The 15,801-nt window shown below is 36.9% G+C and carries 14 protein-coding genes and 1 other annotated feature; of the genes, 11 read left to right on the top strand and 3 right to left on the bottom strand.

What is annotated here, in order from left to right:
• The first annotated feature begins 15 nt into the window (after window positions 1-15).
• From hemB to HNR27_RS07560, 4 genes are all read left to right on the top strand, one after another.
• Window positions 16-1,002 (top strand): porphobilinogen synthase, encoded by a 987-nt coding sequence (gene hemB / locus HNR27_RS07575; protein ID WP_429339304.1) that lies wholly within the window; start codon window positions 16-18, stop codon window positions 1,000-1,002.
• Window positions 971-2,305 (top strand): glutamate-1-semialdehyde 2,1-aminomutase, encoded by a 1,335-nt coding sequence (gene hemL / locus HNR27_RS07570; RefSeq protein ID WP_429339303.1) that lies wholly within the window; start codon window positions 971-973, stop codon window positions 2,303-2,305. The genes hemB and hemL overlap by 32 nt, the downstream gene beginning before the upstream one ends.
• Before the next feature lie 376 nt (window positions 2,306-2,681).
• Entirely contained in the window at window positions 2,682-3,677 is a 996-nt protein-coding gene (gene spoVID / locus HNR27_RS07565; RefSeq protein ID WP_429339302.1) for a stage VI sporulation protein D, read from the top strand.
• Window positions 3,678-3,753: 76 nt separating this feature from the next.
• The gene (locus tag HNR27_RS07560) at window positions 3,754-4,770 is read left to right on the top strand and encodes a phosphotransferase (RefSeq protein WP_429339301.1); all 1,017 of its coding nucleotides are present in this window, start codon (window positions 3,754-3,756) and stop codon (window positions 4,768-4,770) included.
• Here HNR27_RS07560 and HNR27_RS07555 read toward each other — a convergent pair.
• Window positions 4,767-4,955 (bottom strand): hypothetical protein, encoded by a 189-nt coding sequence (locus HNR27_RS07555; RefSeq protein WP_212921159.1) that lies wholly within the window; start codon window positions 4,953-4,955, stop codon window positions 4,767-4,769. The two genes, HNR27_RS07560 and HNR27_RS07555, sit on opposite strands and share 4 nt — an antisense overlap.
• 161 nt (window positions 4,956-5,116) lie before the next feature.
• Window positions 5,117-5,347, top strand: a binding site (T-box leader).
• 47 nt (window positions 5,348-5,394) lie between these two features.
• Here HNR27_RS07555 and HNR27_RS07550 point away from each other — a divergent pair.
• The gene (locus HNR27_RS07550) at window positions 5,395-8,037 is read left to right on the top strand and encodes a valine--tRNA ligase (RefSeq protein WP_429339300.1); all 2,643 of its coding nucleotides are present in this window, start codon (window positions 5,395-5,397) and stop codon (window positions 8,035-8,037) included.
• A gap of 38 nt (window positions 8,038-8,075) precedes the next feature.
• Here HNR27_RS07550 and HNR27_RS07545 read toward each other — a convergent pair whose 3' ends face one another.
• Complete coding sequence (locus tag HNR27_RS07545) at window positions 8,076-8,939, bottom strand: ATP-grasp domain-containing protein (protein WP_429339299.1); 864 nt, start codon at window positions 8,937-8,939, stop codon at window positions 8,076-8,078.
• Window positions 8,932-9,831 (bottom strand): ATP-grasp domain-containing protein, encoded by a 900-nt coding sequence (locus HNR27_RS07540; protein WP_429339298.1) that lies wholly within the window; start codon window positions 9,829-9,831, stop codon window positions 8,932-8,934. The genes HNR27_RS07545 and HNR27_RS07540 overlap by 8 nt, the downstream gene beginning before the upstream one ends.
• Before the next feature lie 62 nt (window positions 9,832-9,893).
• Between HNR27_RS07540 and HNR27_RS07535 the strand changes: the two genes are divergently transcribed.
• The 6 genes from HNR27_RS07535 (at window position 9,894) to mreD (ending at window position 15,751) form a co-directional block, all read left to right on the top strand.
• Window positions 9,894-11,207, top strand: coding sequence for a bifunctional folylpolyglutamate synthase/dihydrofolate synthase (locus HNR27_RS07535; RefSeq protein WP_429339297.1), 1,314 nt, complete (start codon window positions 9,894-9,896; stop codon window positions 11,205-11,207).
• 97 nt (window positions 11,208-11,304) lie between these two features.
• Entirely contained in the window at window positions 11,305-12,225 is a 921-nt protein-coding gene (locus HNR27_RS07530; protein WP_429339296.1) for a hypothetical protein, read from the top strand.
• A gap of 180 nt (window positions 12,226-12,405) precedes the next feature.
• Entirely contained in the window at window positions 12,406-13,077 is a 672-nt protein-coding gene (radC, locus tag HNR27_RS07525; protein WP_212921304.1) for a RadC family protein, read from the top strand.
• Window positions 13,078-13,262: 185 nt separating this feature from the next.
• Window positions 13,263-14,354, top strand: coding sequence for a rod shape-determining protein (locus HNR27_RS07520; protein ID WP_429339295.1), 1,092 nt, complete (start codon window positions 13,263-13,265; stop codon window positions 14,352-14,354).
• A gap of 12 nt (window positions 14,355-14,366) precedes the next feature.
• Window positions 14,367-15,230, top strand: coding sequence for a rod shape-determining protein MreC (mreC, locus tag HNR27_RS07515; RefSeq protein WP_429339294.1), 864 nt, complete (start codon window positions 14,367-14,369; stop codon window positions 15,228-15,230).
• Window positions 15,227-15,751, top strand: a complete 525-nt coding sequence (gene mreD, locus HNR27_RS07510) for a rod shape-determining protein MreD (protein WP_429339293.1) — start codon at window positions 15,227-15,229, stop codon at window positions 15,749-15,751. The genes mreC and mreD overlap by 4 nt, the downstream gene beginning before the upstream one ends.
• The last annotated feature ends 50 nt before the right edge of the window (window positions 15,752-15,801 follow it).

The following is a 15,801-nucleotide window of genomic DNA, read 5'->3' as shown; positions in this document are numbered from 1 at the left end:
GAGGACTGAAGTTTTATGGAATATGTTACTGATTTTAAACGTCATCGCCGTCTACGTTCATCAAAGGCTATGCGAGATATGGTAAGAGAAAATCATTTACGAGTAGATGATTTTATCTATCCAATGTTTGTAGTAGAAGGAAGTAATGTTAAGAAAGAAGTACCTTCTATGCCAGGAGTATTTCAAGTTTCTCTTGATTTACTTTCTAATGAAGTTAAAGAAGTCTATGAACTTGGGATTAAATCTGTCATTCTCTTTGGTGTTCCAAATGAAAAGGATGAGGTTGGAACAGGCGCTTATATCGAAACAGGAATTGTACAAGAGGCAACGAGACTTATTAAACGCGAATATCCTGAGCTACTTATAGTTGCAGATACTTGTCTATGTGAGTACACATCACATGGTCACTGTGGTGTCATTCATAATCATGATGTTGATAATGATGAATCACTTGAATTATTAGCAAAAACCGCTGTTTCCCAGGCAAAAGCAGGTGCAGATATTATTGCTCCTTCAAACATGATGGATGGTTTTGTAAAGGTAATCAGACAGGCGTTGGATGAAGCTGGTTTTACGAATATTCCAATTATGTCATATGCAGTAAAATACGCATCAGCATTCTATGGTCCATTCCGTGATGCAGCCGATAGTACTCCACAATTTGGGGATCGTAGGTCATATCAAATGGATCCAGCAAATCGTCTTGAGGCACTAAGAGAGGCTGAATCAGATGTCGAAGAGGGCGCAGATTTTCTTATAGTCAAGCCTACACTTTCATACCTTGACATTGTACGTGACGTTCGTAATAACTTCAATCTTCCAGTGGTTGGATACAATGTAAGTGGAGAGTATTCGATGGTAAAAGCAGCAGCACAAAATGGATGGATTAATGAGAAAGAATTAGTGTTAGAAATGCTAACCTCAATGAAACGTGCTGGAGCAGATTTAATCATCACATATTTTGCAAAGGATGCAGCAGCTTGGCTTAAAGAAACTAATTAATGGTGAGGTGACTGGTGTGAATCGTTATGATCGATCAATTGATGCTTACAAAGAAGCAGTAGATTTAATGCCTGGAGGGGTGAATTCACCTGTACGTGCATTTAAGTCAGTCGGTATGGATCCGATTTTTATGGAAAGTGGAAAAGGTTCTAAAATAAAGGATATCGATGGTAATGAGTACATTGATTATGTGTTAAGCTGGGGACCATTAATTTTGGGTCATGCGGATGAAAGAGTTGTTCAAGGGCTTCATGAAGTGATAGCGAATGGGACTAGCTTCGGAGCACCTACGCTTTTGGAAAATAAACTTGCTAAACTAGTAATTGAGCGTGTACCATCTATAGAGGTTGTGAGGATGGTTAACTCTGGTACAGAGGCAACGATGAGTGCACTAAGACTTGCACGAGGATATACTGGTAGAGATATTATCTTGAAATTTGAAGGAAGCTACCATGGTCATGGTGACTCATTATTAATTAAAGCGGGATCGGGAGTCGCGACATTAGGCCTACCAGATAGTCCTGGTGTACCAAAATCAATTGCTCAAAATACTATTACTGTAGCATATAACGACCAGGATGGTGTCCGTGCAGCATTTGAACGATATGGTGAAAACATTGCTGCTGTTATAGCCGAACCTGTATGTGGAAATATGGGTGTTGTTCCACCAACAAATGACTTCTTAAGCTTTTTAAGAAAGATTACGGAAGAATATGGGTCATTACTTATTTTTGACGAGGTGATGACTGGTTTCCGTGTTGACTATAATTGTGCACAGGGTTATTTTGGCATAACACCAGACTTGACCTGTTTAGGAAAAGTAATTGGAGGGGGATTACCAGTTGGAGCTTATGGTGGCAAACGGGAAATTATGCAACAAGTTGCACCAGCAGGCCCAATCTATCAGGCAGGTACATTATCTGGTAATCCATTAGCGATGACAGCAGGCTATGAAACACTACATGCTTTAACGAAAGAGTCCTACTCAAATATTAATAAACGAGTAGATCAACTTGTTGAAGGCTATAAACAAGCAGCAGAAGATTATGAAATACCACTTCAAATTAATCGTGCGGGATCAATGGTTGGCATCTTCTTTGCTGAGGAGCCAGTAGTCAACTTTGAAACAGCATCAAAATCGAATTTGGAGTACTTCAAGAAATACTACCGAACAATGGCGGAAGAGGGCGTATTCTTACCACCGTCACAATTCGAGGGATTATTCTTATCAACTGCACATACAGAAGAAGATATTGATAAAACAATAAAAGCAGCGAGAAAAGCTTTTTCTACCTTAAAATAATAGGAGGGCTGTTCCAATAAAATTGGAATAGCCTTTTTCTTTTCTTAGCATTTTTACACATCATTTCACATCCGAATACATATAAAAATGATGTTTATAACGTTTCTATGCATCAATGTTTTAGCATTTATGCGTTAAAATGACGTTTAGAGCAACGCTAAACATCATTTCATTACCACATAGATAATCAAAATGAAGCTTATCGTGTACTTCATTTTATCTATTTTCACAAGTCTATATGATGTTTATCTATACCACTATCATGTACGTTATCTCAAAACACTTTTTACCTAGTTAGCATATCCTTATACCTTGACTCATATAGATAATTAAAGATAGAGCATATGGTATGTATGTGTTGAAGGGAGGAAACAACTTGGCAAATGAACAATCAGTATTCCGCTTTGATTTAAATGAATCACTGTATTTTGAGAAGGGCCAAGAAGTCGAAGAGATTATGGGGATATCCTTGGACCCAGAGATTTCAATTCAAGAGTTTACGGATTATATCTCCATTAGGGGAGTAGTAGAATTACAAGGTTCCTATCAAAAGCTTGAACTATTCGATGAGGAGGATGAAGCCGATTCCTATTTTGAATCCTATGATTCGAGGCGTTATATGGAACGTGTAACGGATACATCCTATGGGAGTGCCGAATTTATGCATCGTTTTCCAGTTGAGATAACGGTTCCATCCTACCGTGTTGAAAATTTGAATGATGTGTTAGTTACGATTTCAGAGTTTGATTATGAATTACCAGAACCAAACCATCTCAACTTACGATCCACGATTGAAATTCATGGTATAAATAATCGAGTTGAAGAAGTAGAGGACGAGGATCCAGAATCCGTAGTTGAGGAATCAGAAGAGGAACTAATCGAATCAAGAGACGCTGGTAATACCTTTGAATTTGATGTAAAGCCAGAGCTAGAGTCTTCCAGTTTTGAGGAGCCTGTCGGAATAGAAGAAGATGTAAAAAATGACCTCGATGATGAAATGGAAAGTGATCGCTGGAAGTTTAAGAAGGAATCTCAGACCTTCGAACAATTTTTCAACAAAAATAAAGTGCCAGAAGTAGAGGTTTTGGAGGAATCTTCATCCATAAAAGAATCTAGTTCTAGCTCTAGCTCCAAAATGGAAAGTCATGAAAGTAGGGAGGAAAAGACTGATTTAACTTATCTATCTGATATATTCCGAAGTTCTGAAGAGGAATATTTTAAACTGAAGCTCTGCATTGTACAGGATAGAGATACATTAGAGTCTATTGCTGAAAAATATGAAACATCAACCCTCCAAATTCGAAATTATAATCAATTAGAGGAAGATGATGTAACAGAAGGTCAACTACTGTATATTCCCATAAAAAAGTAAATGGAACGAATTAGAAACCCCTTGTCTTTTTTGCCAAGGGGTATATTAATGGAGCTTATTTTAGGTGGTGAGTAGCTTGGAAAATGTACGAGGTATTTTAGAAGCCTTTCGCGTCTATCCTGTTGAAATTGAAAAGTATACAGATAGAGTTTATTACGTTAAAAGTAATAATCAGACCTTTGCGTTAAAGAAAAGTATCCTCAATAACGATACACTTCCATTCTGGCATGATGTATATCGTGTTGCTCAAGCTGAGAATCTACAGCATATAATACCTGTGTATATAAACCATAGAGGAGATTTATATGCAGGGAATGGGAATGAGGTATATTACTTAACACCATGGATTGAATCTCACCATAGGTCATTATTTATTGATAAAGTCTATCAAACCTTAGGCTATATTCATGCTAAAACAAGGAAAATCCATACATTGACAGAGTCGTCACGAGAACAATCAAGAGAAAGCTTTTTAATCTACCAAAAACAAATATATGATTTACGAAAAGCACTATTGGGTCATGTAGAATTATTCGAGTCTAGACATTTTATGTCACCGGTAGAACTACTAGTCTGCACGCAATGCCGTGATATACTGAAGGCTTTCTTTTTAATGGATAGAAGGCTAGAGCAGTATCTAGAGTATCAATCTGATATTTCAGAGTGGCAAGTTTGTCTCTGCCATGGTAACTTATCGGGTAGCCATATCCTTCATGGGGAACGAACCTTTTTCATCAATTGGGAGCGTTCCAAGTATGATAATCCTATTATAGATTTGTCCCATTTTCTAAAGGATAGGACGCTTCATTATGACAATGAAGGTGAATCATTACTGAGTAAATTTAACAACTACATGGACGAGAACAAGCTTTTAATTCATGAGTTGATTCTACTTTGTATTTATTTAATGGATCCATCGCAATATCTCCAAGCAATTGAACGATATGTCAATGATAGTTCCGAGGACAGTACGATAAATCAGGTAATCCAGCTTCAGAGGCTTCATCGACAACTATTATTTGGTATCCGTTTTTCTGAATTTATTGAGGCAGAGTATGAAATGGTTTCACTTGATGAGAGTAGTGAAATTTAAATCCATTTAAGATAAAATGAAATAAATATAAACGCTAAAAACAGAGTAAGCAATACGTCAAATGAAGTTGGGAAAATAATAGTCCGAATAAGCTGGAAGATTAGTATTGGTAAGGTCACGCTTTCAACAACAATTAAACATTTTAATGCCCAAGGTGGTAATCGATATCGATAATATCTACTCATGCAAATTCACCTCCGTAAGGTAACACGTTATGTGATTTGGTATTCACTTAGCATCGCTTTTCTTAATACTATATGTATAAACAAAGGTGATTTGTGCAATGATTCATTTAATAGTTGATTTATGAACAGAAATTGACTAAAATAAGAAAATAAAACTATAAATGAAGCAAATGATTGGGAAGAGTACAGAAGCGTAACCGTTTAGAGAGGAAAACATTTGGTGAAAGTTTTCTCGGAATTACCTTTTGGAAGGTCGCCCTTGATGCAGCTACTCCGAATATAAGAGTAAGAGTATGCCGGTTAATTACCGTTATCAAGTAATGAGTGTATAGGTTTTTTTAGACCTGTAAACAAAGGTGGTACCACGGAATAATGCCCTTTTCGTCCTTTAATTAAGGATGAGAAGGGCTTTTTGTATTTAATAAGGAGGCTGATAAAAATGCAGGAAAATAACAGTTCACTTCCACCGAAGTATGATCATCAAGCAGTTGAACAAAATCGCTACAAATTCTGGCTAGAAGGTAAGTACTTTGAAGCAACAGGTGACCCAGATAAAGAGCCGTTCTCCATCGTTATTCCACCACCAAATGTAACTGGACGTCTTCACCTCGGTCATGCTTGGGATACTACTATGCAGGATACTGTATCTCGAATGAAGCGGATGCAGGGCTATGATGTATTGTGGCTTCCAGGAATGGACCATGCTGGTATTGCAACCCAGGCTAAAGTTGAAGCAAGATTAAGAGAAGAAGGTACTAACCGCTACGAGTTGGGTAGAGATAAGTTTCTTGAAAAAGCTTGGGAATGGAAGGAAGAGTATGCAGATTTTATCCGTTCACAATGGGAAAAGCTTGGTTTGGGGTTAGATTACTCCAGAGAGCGGTTTACGCTAGATGATGGGTTATCAGAAGCCGTAAAAGAGGTCTTTGTAACGCTATATGAAAAAGGGCTAATTTATCGTGGTGAATACATCATCAACTGGGATCCTGAAACAAAAACAGCATTATCGGATATTGAGGTAATTTACAAAGAAATTAAAGGTAATTTCTATCATATGAAATATCCAATTAAAGATAGTGATGAAACAATTGAGATTGCTACGACAAGACCAGAAACTATGCTAGGGGATACTGCAGTTGCAGTACACCCAAAAGACGAGCGCTATCAGCATTTAATTGGTAAAACGGTCGTTCTTCCAATAACTGGACGTGAAATTCCGATTGTTGCTGATGACTATGTTGATATGGAATTTGGATCTGGAGCAGTGAAAATTACCCCAGCACATGATCCAAATGACTTTGAGATTGGCAATCGTCATGATTTAGAACGTGTTTTAGTTATGAATGAAGACGGCACAATGAACCATAACGCAGGTAAGTACAAGGATATGGACAGATTTGCGTGCCGAAAGCAAATCGTTAAAGATCTTCAGGAGCTTGGTGTATTATTTAAGATTGAAGAGCATATTCACCAAGTAGGACATTCTGAGCGAAGTGGGGCAGTTGTTGAACCGTATTTGTCAACACAATGGTTTGTAAAAATGCAGCCACTTGCTGATGCAGCTTTAGCATTGCAGGATACAGATGATAAAATCAATTTTGTTCCAAAACGATTCGAGAATACGTATTTTAACTGGATGGAGAACATCCGAGATTGGTGTATCAGTCGTCAACTATGGTGGGGTCACCGTATTCCAGCTTGGTATCATAAAGAGACTGGTGAACTATATGTAGGAAAAGAAGCACCTGCAGATATTGAAAATTGGAATCAGGATGAGGATGTATTAGACACATGGTTCTCAAGTGCACTGTGGCCATTCTCCACGATGGGCTGGCCAAATGAAGACTCAGAGGACTTAAAACGCTACTTCCCTACAGATGTATTAATTACTGGATATGACATTATCTTCTTCTGGGTGGCTCGAATGATCTTCCAATCAAAGGAATTTACAGGAAAACGACCTTTTAAAGACGTATTACTTCATGGATTAATTCGAGATGAGCAAGGAAGAAAATTTAGTAAATCCCTAGGTAATGGTGTTGACCCTATGGACGTGATTGAAAAATATGGTGCTGATTCTTTACGATATTTCTTATTAACCGGCACTTCTCCAGGTCAGGATATGCGTTTCCATTGGGAAAAGGTAGAATCCACCTGGAACTTTGTTAATAAAATTTGGAATGCTTCACGATTCTCTTTAATGAATATGGAAGGCTTTACGTATGAGGACATTGATTTAACAGGTGAACTCTCGCTCGCAGATAAATGGATATTAACGCAATTAAATGAAACGATTGAACAAGTAACAAGAAATACGAATAAATATGAATTTGGTGAAGCAGGTCGTCATCTGCATAATTTCATTTGGGATGAATTATGTGATTGGTATATTGAGATGGCGAAGATTCCGCTATATGGTGAAGACGAACATGCGAAAAAGACTACACGCTCTGTACTTGCTCATGTACTAGATCAAACCATGAGGCTCTTACATCCATTTATGCCATTTGTTACAGAGGAAATCTGGCAAAAGCTTCCTCATGAAGGTGAATCCATCACTATTGCCAAATGGCCGGAAGTTAATACTAATTTCCATGATGAAAAAGCTTCAGAAGAAATGAAACGGTTAGTTGCTATTATCAAGTCAGTAAGAAATATTCGCGCTGAAGTGGATACACCAATGTCGAAGCAAATTAACTTATTGATTCAAGCAAAGGATGAGTCTATCGTTGCTGAGCTTGAAAACAACCGTCATTATGTGGAACGCTTCTGTAATCCAAGCGAATTAACGATATCTACTGCAATTGATGCTCCTGATAAGGCGATGTCAGCTGTCGTAACGGGTGCTGAAATTTTCTTACCGCTAGAGGGATTAATTGATTTTGATAAGGAAATTGCTCGTTTAGAGAAAGAGCTTGATAAGTGGAATAAAGAAGTTGAACGAGTTCAGAAGAAGCTTCAAAATCAAGGCTTTATATCAAAAGCTCCACAAGCCGTAATTGATGAAGAAAAGAAAAAAGAACAAGACTATTTAGAAAAACAAGCTGCTGTAAAGGCACGACTTGAAGAGTTAAAAGGATAGGTTAAGATGGAAACAAGAGTAGCAGGGGATATATACCACTATATATCCTTTGCTACTCTTTCTTTTATGAATGTGACATATTTCTCTAAAATATTCACATCACTTACAGCACTAAGTGTTCTAGAGCCAACAACATCTTCAATTTCATTAAATAATAATTCACCTTGATGTCCAATTAAAAAATCGATGCCAACCATCCCGAAATCAAATTGTGAAGTTATTTTAAATATTAATTTCTTCTCATCGCTATTTAATGGATACCAAGTTGCCGAACCACCAAGCTTATAATTAGCACGAAAGTCGGATTGACTCATACGCATAACCGCTCCAACAATCTCACTACCGACAACAAAAACCCGTAGATCTTTACCTAGCTGTACTTCTGTTGATTGTATAACATAATCTGAAGCGGTTAGCTGTTGAGTATATGCAACCCATTCCTCAAAATTCTTGATTAAAAAGACGTTTTTCCCACCTCTACCAGCTACTTCTTTTATAACAAATGGATAAGACATAGGAGGTGTCTCCAGTATATTCTCTCTTTTTATAAAGACAGTATCGACCATTGGAATTCCAAGCTTTGCCACTTCGAAATAGGTTCTTGCTTTATCATTACATATCTCTGATAAAGTAGAGGAATTAAAGACAGATACACCTAATTCCTCTAGTATTCGATTCATCATAGGCTCTACTGTCCGAACAATAGCAAATCTGGGTAAATCAACATGAACTCCATGATACAAAACAGAATGCATATTTTGGTATATTCCTATGGATAGATGTTCCCGGAGAATTAACGCTATGTGTAAGGATTGTTTTTTCCCTTCCTCGATAAACCATTCAATATAGGCTTTATTTTCTATTGCATCTCGACCACTATAAATAAGCCAACCATTAATCATTTTTATCCCTCACTGCATGTAATACATGCTCCATAATTGCATCTGCTGCATTAATTCCTGTACAGTTATATAGATTACGAATATGTGCATTAGAATTAATTTCGCAAATGATAAAATTACCCTCAGAACCATAAAGTAAATCTACTCCGCAAAAATCAGCCCCGATCGCTTTTGCTGCTGAAATGGCAACCTTTTTTGCTTGTTCAGAAGGTTCGAATGCCTCTATATTCCCCCCAGCTGTTACATTAGCTCGAAAATCATGATTTGCAGTACGTTTCATCGCAGCAACTACTCGATTACCAACCACTTGTATTCGAAGATCCTTTCCAAAGCTTGAATGGACAAATTCTTGAAACATAAACGGTTTTCCGTAAAGCTCGATTACTTTTTCTTTAAGCTCCTCCTTGGAATGGACGAGGTATACCTGTTCTCCAAATGATCCAAATGCTTCTTTCACAATCATAGGTAGACCAAGCTGCTCAATAATTGTGTCAAGATTTGGTAAATACTTTTCTTTACGACTATAAAATACCTTAGGAGCTACTATTGTCTTTGGAATTGGTAGCTGATGCTTTGCCAAAATCTGATAGGTAGCAATTTTATCATCACTAGTCTCAATCACATGTGAAGAATTAAAAACTGGAACGCCTAATAATTCTAGTTGTCTAGCTAAATAGATATCTTTATCTGTAAATACAATATAATCCGGTAATTCACTTTCGGATAATAGGCCGATTTGTCTGTCTCCGAATAATGTGAGGAGATCATTGTTTTTAATAATTTGAGCATTTGAACCAAGTCTATTTGCAGCATCTCGAATCATTTCAGCAAAATCCAAAAACTTATTACCAGGCAAGTTTCCATTGTATATAATCCAACCTGTTTTACTCAATTGACCTTTTCCTTTCTTATTTGTGCTATAATTTTTTCGATTAATAGAAAGATGGTGAAGCAATGTTTACTAGTCTAGAGCAGGTTAATCATTTCTTTCGGGATAGAAAAAACTATGGGATTAAACCTGGACTTGACCGCATGTATCAGTTACTAGAATCACAGAACAATCCTCAAGATAAAATAAAAGCAATTCATATTGCAGGAACAAACGGAAAAGGTTCAACACTAACATATATAAAAGAAGCATTCATTCAGAATAACTATACAGTCGGTGTTTTTACCTCACCTAGTTTAACAGGCATAACTGGCCATATTTACATTAACGATAAGCCTATTGGTGCCGAGTCCTTCTTAACCTACCTAAATAAGCTATTACCTACCATAGAACGATTAGATACAAAAAAAATGTATCCAACAGAGTTTGAAATTATTACGGTAATCGCCTTTATGTATTTTGCAGAATCTGTTGATATTGCCCTTATTGAATGTGGTATGGGAGGTAGAGAGGATGCTACAAACTGCATCTCTCCTATTTTGTCCATTATAACAAATATTGCTATGGACCATGCTTATTTTTTGGGTGATACTATAGAAAAAATTGCTTATCATAAAGCGGGAATTATCAAGGATCAAATACCTACTGTTGTAGGAAAAGTAGATAGTGCCTCTCTAGAAATTATTGTAAAGGAGGCAGCCTCCAAAAATTCGACAATATATCAGTATAGTCAGGAATATAAGGCTAGTAAAATCATGATCCAACAAAATTCGCAGAGCTTCCAATGGGAGTATAACGATTTCTCTCTACCTATCACAATAAACATGAAGGGACGCCATCAAATCGAAAATGCCTCAACAGCCTTGATGGCTATTCACCAATTAATAGATGCCGGATTTTCTTTAGATTGGGTAAAGGTACAAAAGGCATTTCAACTTGCTAAGCTTGAGGGTAGGTTTGAAAGGCTAATGGAACAGCCTTCTATTATCGTTGATGGTGCTCACAATCCAGCTGGAATGAATGCATTTTTACAAACCGTTCAATCTGAATATGGAGATAGAGAGAAAATATTAATCTTCGCAGGCTTCCGGGATAAAGAGTTAAAGCAAATGATACTGGAAGCAATTCCTTATTTTCAGACCGTATTTCTTACAACCTTTGATAGTCCGAGAGCGGAAGAAGCAGATGAGCTAGGAAGACAGCTTCAAGCTAATAATGTAAAAATCAATTCAAATTGGAAAGAGCTTGTCGAGAAGGTGGTTCTTTCGGATAAAGAGAGCAATAGTGCTTACTTTTTCGCTGGATCATTACACTTTATAGGATTAGTTAGATCATTAATTAATAGTGCAAATGGAGATAAACTTTCGCAGTATATGTAGAAAAAAACATTTGAGGACTGACAATATTCCTCTTACTTTTTAATAGAATTATGCTAGAGTAAAACAAACTAATCTAGCAAAGTGAGGGGAACAGCAAATGTCTGCTAAAGGACCAATAGTTGTAAGGATTGATGGACACAAAAAGAAAATAAATTCTGCTAAGGGTGATGACGGTCGTAAAAAAGTGGAAACATTGGCTCACACAGAAGCAGCAGCTGCTGAAGAATCAAGTGATCGCATTCATACTTTTGCTAGAGAGTATGACAAGTCACTGATGATATCTAAATCTAAGATGAAAAAACAAAGTACCTTTTCCATGTTTAAGCCAATTCTTATTGCAATCATTTCTGCTTTGGCAATAGGCTCTATCATGGGTTTTGTCATGCTCAAAATAATTGTAAACTTTGATAATGAGCTGAACCCAACACCAGCTAATGTTTTACCAGCAGAGGGTGAGGACGGTAAAGAAAATAAGAAGGCTGATTCTGTTGAATTATCCTCTTTTACACTTGATGCATTATCTGCATATGTGTTGCAGGGCGGGGTATATTCCGAATCTGCAAATGCTGAAACAGAATTAGGTAAATATACAGATTTAGGATATGCGCCAATTATATGGCAACGTGAGAATCAATTTTATTTACTAGTTAATATGGCGGATTCAAAAGTTTCCCTACAAGAGGATGCATTATCACTAGCAAACAACAATATTGAAGTATATGTGAAAGAATGGCAAATTAGTGAGTCAAAGCTTGAGCTTACGGAAGAGGAATATAACTGGATTACTGTTTTCCAAAAGGATTGGAATAATGCACTGCAAAACGGCAGTATCAATAAGGAAACCTGGAAAAAACTTATTGATGATGCACCAAACAAAACAGAGCATTTAACTAGTTTTACAGCAAGTTTACGTGAGGTATTAAAGCAAGAGGGGAAAGGAACAGGTACATTATTAATGGAAATGGCTAATGCATATGAGGATTGGTTAGCATCTGGAAAAATAAAATTAGAAGAGTAGTAATTTTTTATTTTTAATGTAGAGACAGTATGAAAAATATTATTTTTCATACTGTCTCTTGAATTTTATGGTTCGTTTAAGAAATGAAAATAATTTTATTTCAATTTGTCACGCCCTTGAGTCTAAGCTATTCTATTTAGAAAATGAAGGGAGGATAACCAATTGAAATCTTCAACAATCATGATAAAGGATGTTCCTAAGGAAGATCGTCCGAGAGAAAGACTGTTAAGCTTAGGAGCAAGTCATTTATCAAATCAAGAATTATTAGCCATTTTGTTAGGCAGTGGAACAAAAGATGAATCCGTTATGGCACTTGCTAATCGCTTATTAATGCATTTTGAAGGTCTCAAGCTATTGAAGGATGCTACCATTGAGGAGCTTACAGCAATTAAAGGAATAGGAAGTGCGAAGGGAGTATTAATTTTATCCGCCTTAGAACTGGGTAAACGATTAAGTCAATACAAGGCAAGTGAAAAATACGTCATACGTTCACCGGAGGATGGTGCTGATTATATTATGGAAGAACTTCGTAATTTGAATCAGGAGCATTTTGTCGTACTTTTTTTAAATACAAAAAATCAAATTATCCACAGGCAAACTATTTTCATTGGTAGCCTAAATGCTTCGATCGTTCATCCAAGAGAAGTGTTCCGTGAAGCGGTCAAGCGCTCCGCGGCATCAATCATTGTCGCACATAATCATCCCTCAGGTGACCCCACACCATCACAAGAAGATATCCACGTTACAAGGCGCTTAGCGGAATCAGGTAAAATGATTGGAATAGAATTATTAGATCATTTAGTTATTGGTGATCGTAAATTTGTATCATTAAAGGAAAAAGGATACCTATAGTACTATCAATTTTTTTGGTTTTCTCGTATAATTATGTATAGATGAAAAGCTAGCGCCATTTTCATATCATCTTGAAGGTGGCGCTCTTAGAATTGGAAAGGTTCTTTCCATACATATCGTTTTTAATCAATTACTATTCGAATTATATTATGAAGGGCTTCACATAAAATATATAGAAGTTAGTTATGCTACTGTTAATGAATACCGAATTGGAGTTGGAGAGGGAGATTTTATTGGGGATTATTGGACTATCTCAGGATTTGGGAATTGATTTAGGAACTGCAAATACATTGGTTTTTATTAAAGGCAAGGGTGTGGTATTAAGAGAACCCTCTGTTGTTGCAAAGAATATGGAGACTGGAGAAATTGAAGCGGTCGGAAGCGCAGCTAAGAATATGATTGGCAGAAGCCCTGGGAATATTTCTGTTATTCGCCCAATGAGAGATGGGGTAATTGCAGATTATGATACAACAGCATCAATGATGCAATATTATATTAAACGGGCGATGCGTAATCGGTCTTATTTTGCAAAAAAACCAAATGTTATGATCTGTGTACCATCTGGAATTACGATGGTTGAAGAACGAGCAGTAATTGACGCCACGAAACAAGCGGGAGCAAAGGATGCATTTCCTATAGCAGAGCCTTTTGCTGCGGCTATTGGTGCTGGACTGCCGGTTTGGGAGCCAACTGGAAGCATGATTGTTGATATTGGCGGTGGCACTACAGAGGTCGCAGTCATTTCACTAGGTGGTATTGTAACGAGTGAGTCAATTCGTGTTGCTGGTGATGATATGGACGAGGCCATTATTCAACATATTCGCAAAAACTATAACTTATTAATTGGCGAAAGAACTGCAGAACAGATTAAAATGGAAATAGGAACAGCCAGTGATACCAATATTGAAAATTTATCAATGGAGATTCGTGGGCGGGACTTACTAACTGGACTACCAAAAACAATAGCAATAGATGAAAATGAAATAGCTACGGCACTAAAGGATACAGTAGATGCAATTGTGTATGCGGTTAAGATAACTTTAGAAAAAACACCACCAGAGTTAGCTGCTGATATAATGGATCGTGGAATCGTCTTATCTGGTGGTGGTTCATTATTACGTAATCTTGATCGAGTATTAAGTGATGAGACGAAAATGCCAGTTTTTATAACTGAAAGTCCGCTGGACAGTGTTGTTATTGGAACAGGCAAGTCTTTGGAATATATTCAGCATTTCAAAGCGCAGCCGAATGTATCTACTCGTCCAACCGTAGAATAAGTGGGTGTTTTGATGTCTTTATTTCGTAAAAAGAGGTTATTTATTATATTAATAGGGATTATTGTACTTGTTGTTCTGATAGGATATTCCCTAGGAAATCGTTCTAAATTGTCGATAGGTGAACAATTTGTCAGCGACGTTATTGGAACTGTTCAAAATGTCATTTCAGCTCCTGTTAAATTTGTTACCAATCTCGTGGGGAATATAGGCGATGTTCGTGATACATACGAAGAAAATGAAGTATTACGAGAAAAGCTTGCACAATACAAAGGTTTAATCTATGAAGTACAGGAAATTAAAGAAGAAAATGAAGAGTTAAGAAAGCTTTTAGATAAAGCAGATTCTATACGCTCCTATAATCCAATTCATGCGACTGTTACAGCAAGGTCACCAGAGCGTTGGATTGAACAGGTAACCATCAATAAGGGTAAGCTTGATGGGGTAAAAGAGAATATGGCAGTTATTACCGCAGATGGAATGATTGGAAAAATCCAACGTGCTTCACAACAAACCTCAACTGTTCAACTATTAACAGGTTTTGATGAATTTAACCGAATATCAGCAACTATTTCTCGAGAAAAAGGAAATGATATTTTTGGTTTGATAGAGGCATATGACAGGGAATCGAATTCTCTTATTCTTCGAATAATAGAAGACTCTGATCAAGATCTGAAGAAAGGTGAGCTAGTTGTCTCCTCTGGAATGGGTGGGGTATTCCCAGCAGGATTACCAATTGGAAAGGTGAAAGAGGTTATTCCAGACCAATACGGACTAACAAGAACTGCACTGGTCGAGCCAGCAGCTAATCTGTATGATATAAATAACGTTGTTGTAGTAGATAGAGTTTTAAGCGGTGAAGAGGGGGATGAGGAATGAGGCATATATTCCTCCCCCTTATTCTGCTAATTCTTGTTGCTCTAGAAGGGGTAGCTTTAGATATTCTTCCGAGCAGTCTGCTGGACAGTAATCTAATGATAACTCCACATTGGGTCCTTATGTTTCTGGTATTAATTGCGATTTTCTATGATCGACAAAATTCCTACTATGCCATCATGTATGCCTTTATTTTTGGATTATTGATTGATATCGCCTACACTGGGATTCTAGGTGTATATATGTTTACATACGCTGTAGTTATTTACGTGATTCTTGAATTGAGGAAGATGTTACATAGTAATATTTATTCCGCGCTATTGTTTGGTATAATAAGTATAACGATTGCTGAGTTAATCATAAATGTTATTTACTATGTGGTAGGAATTATGAATACTACCTGGACAGATTATTTTATATATCGTTTAATCCCGTCGGTTCTAGCTAATGCGATATTCATACTTATTTTATATCCAATATTTGCAAAACGATTAGAAAAGTGGAAAAATACGCAGATAAAGTAAAAGGAATAGCAACCCTGCACGCTGAAATTAGCACTAATGAGGTGAACATA

This window comes from Ornithinibacillus bavariensis (assembly GCF_050433565.1).
In the GTDB taxonomy this organism is placed as follows: Bacteria; Bacillota; Bacilli; order Bacillales; family Amphibacillaceae; genus Ornithinibacillus; species Ornithinibacillus bavariensis.
The sequence above is the reverse complement of the archived record's forward strand: the minus strand, read 5'-3'. Positions and strand labels throughout refer to the sequence as shown.

What these genes read in the sequence shown, in the direction of transcription:
- hemB (WP_429339304.1), top strand. Translation starts at nt 16, where the DNA reads ATGGAATATGTTACTGATTTTAAACGTCATCGCCGTCTACGTTCATCA.
- hemL (WP_429339303.1), top strand. Translation starts at nt 971, where the DNA reads ATGCAGCAGCTTGGCTTAAAGAAACTAATTAATGGTGAGGTGACTGGT.
- HNR27_RS07555 (WP_212921159.1), bottom strand. Translation starts at nt 4,955, where the DNA reads ATGAGTAGATATTATCGATATCGATTACCACCTTGGGCATTAAAATGT.
- HNR27_RS07550 (WP_429339300.1), top strand. Translation starts at nt 5,395, where the DNA reads ATGCAGGAAAATAACAGTTCACTTCCACCGAAGTATGATCATCAAGCA.
- HNR27_RS07545 (WP_429339299.1), bottom strand. Translation starts at nt 8,939, where the DNA reads ATGATTAATGGTTGGCTTATTTATAGTGGTCGAGATGCAATAGAAAAT.
- HNR27_RS07535 (WP_429339297.1), top strand. Translation starts at nt 9,894, where the DNA reads ATGTTTACTAGTCTAGAGCAGGTTAATCATTTCTTTCGGGATAGAAAA.
- HNR27_RS07530 (WP_429339296.1), top strand. Translation starts at nt 11,305, where the DNA reads ATGTCTGCTAAAGGACCAATAGTTGTAAGGATTGATGGACACAAAAAG.
- radC (WP_212921304.1), top strand. Translation starts at nt 12,406, where the DNA reads ATGATAAAGGATGTTCCTAAGGAAGATCGTCCGAGAGAAAGACTGTTA.
- HNR27_RS07520 (WP_429339295.1), top strand. Translation starts at nt 13,263, where the DNA reads ATGCTACTGTTAATGAATACCGAATTGGAGTTGGAGAGGGAGATTTTA.
- mreC (WP_429339294.1), top strand. Translation starts at nt 14,367, where the DNA reads ATGTCTTTATTTCGTAAAAAGAGGTTATTTATTATATTAATAGGGATT.
- mreD (WP_429339293.1), top strand. Translation starts at nt 15,227, where the DNA reads ATGAGGCATATATTCCTCCCCCTTATTCTGCTAATTCTTGTTGCTCTA.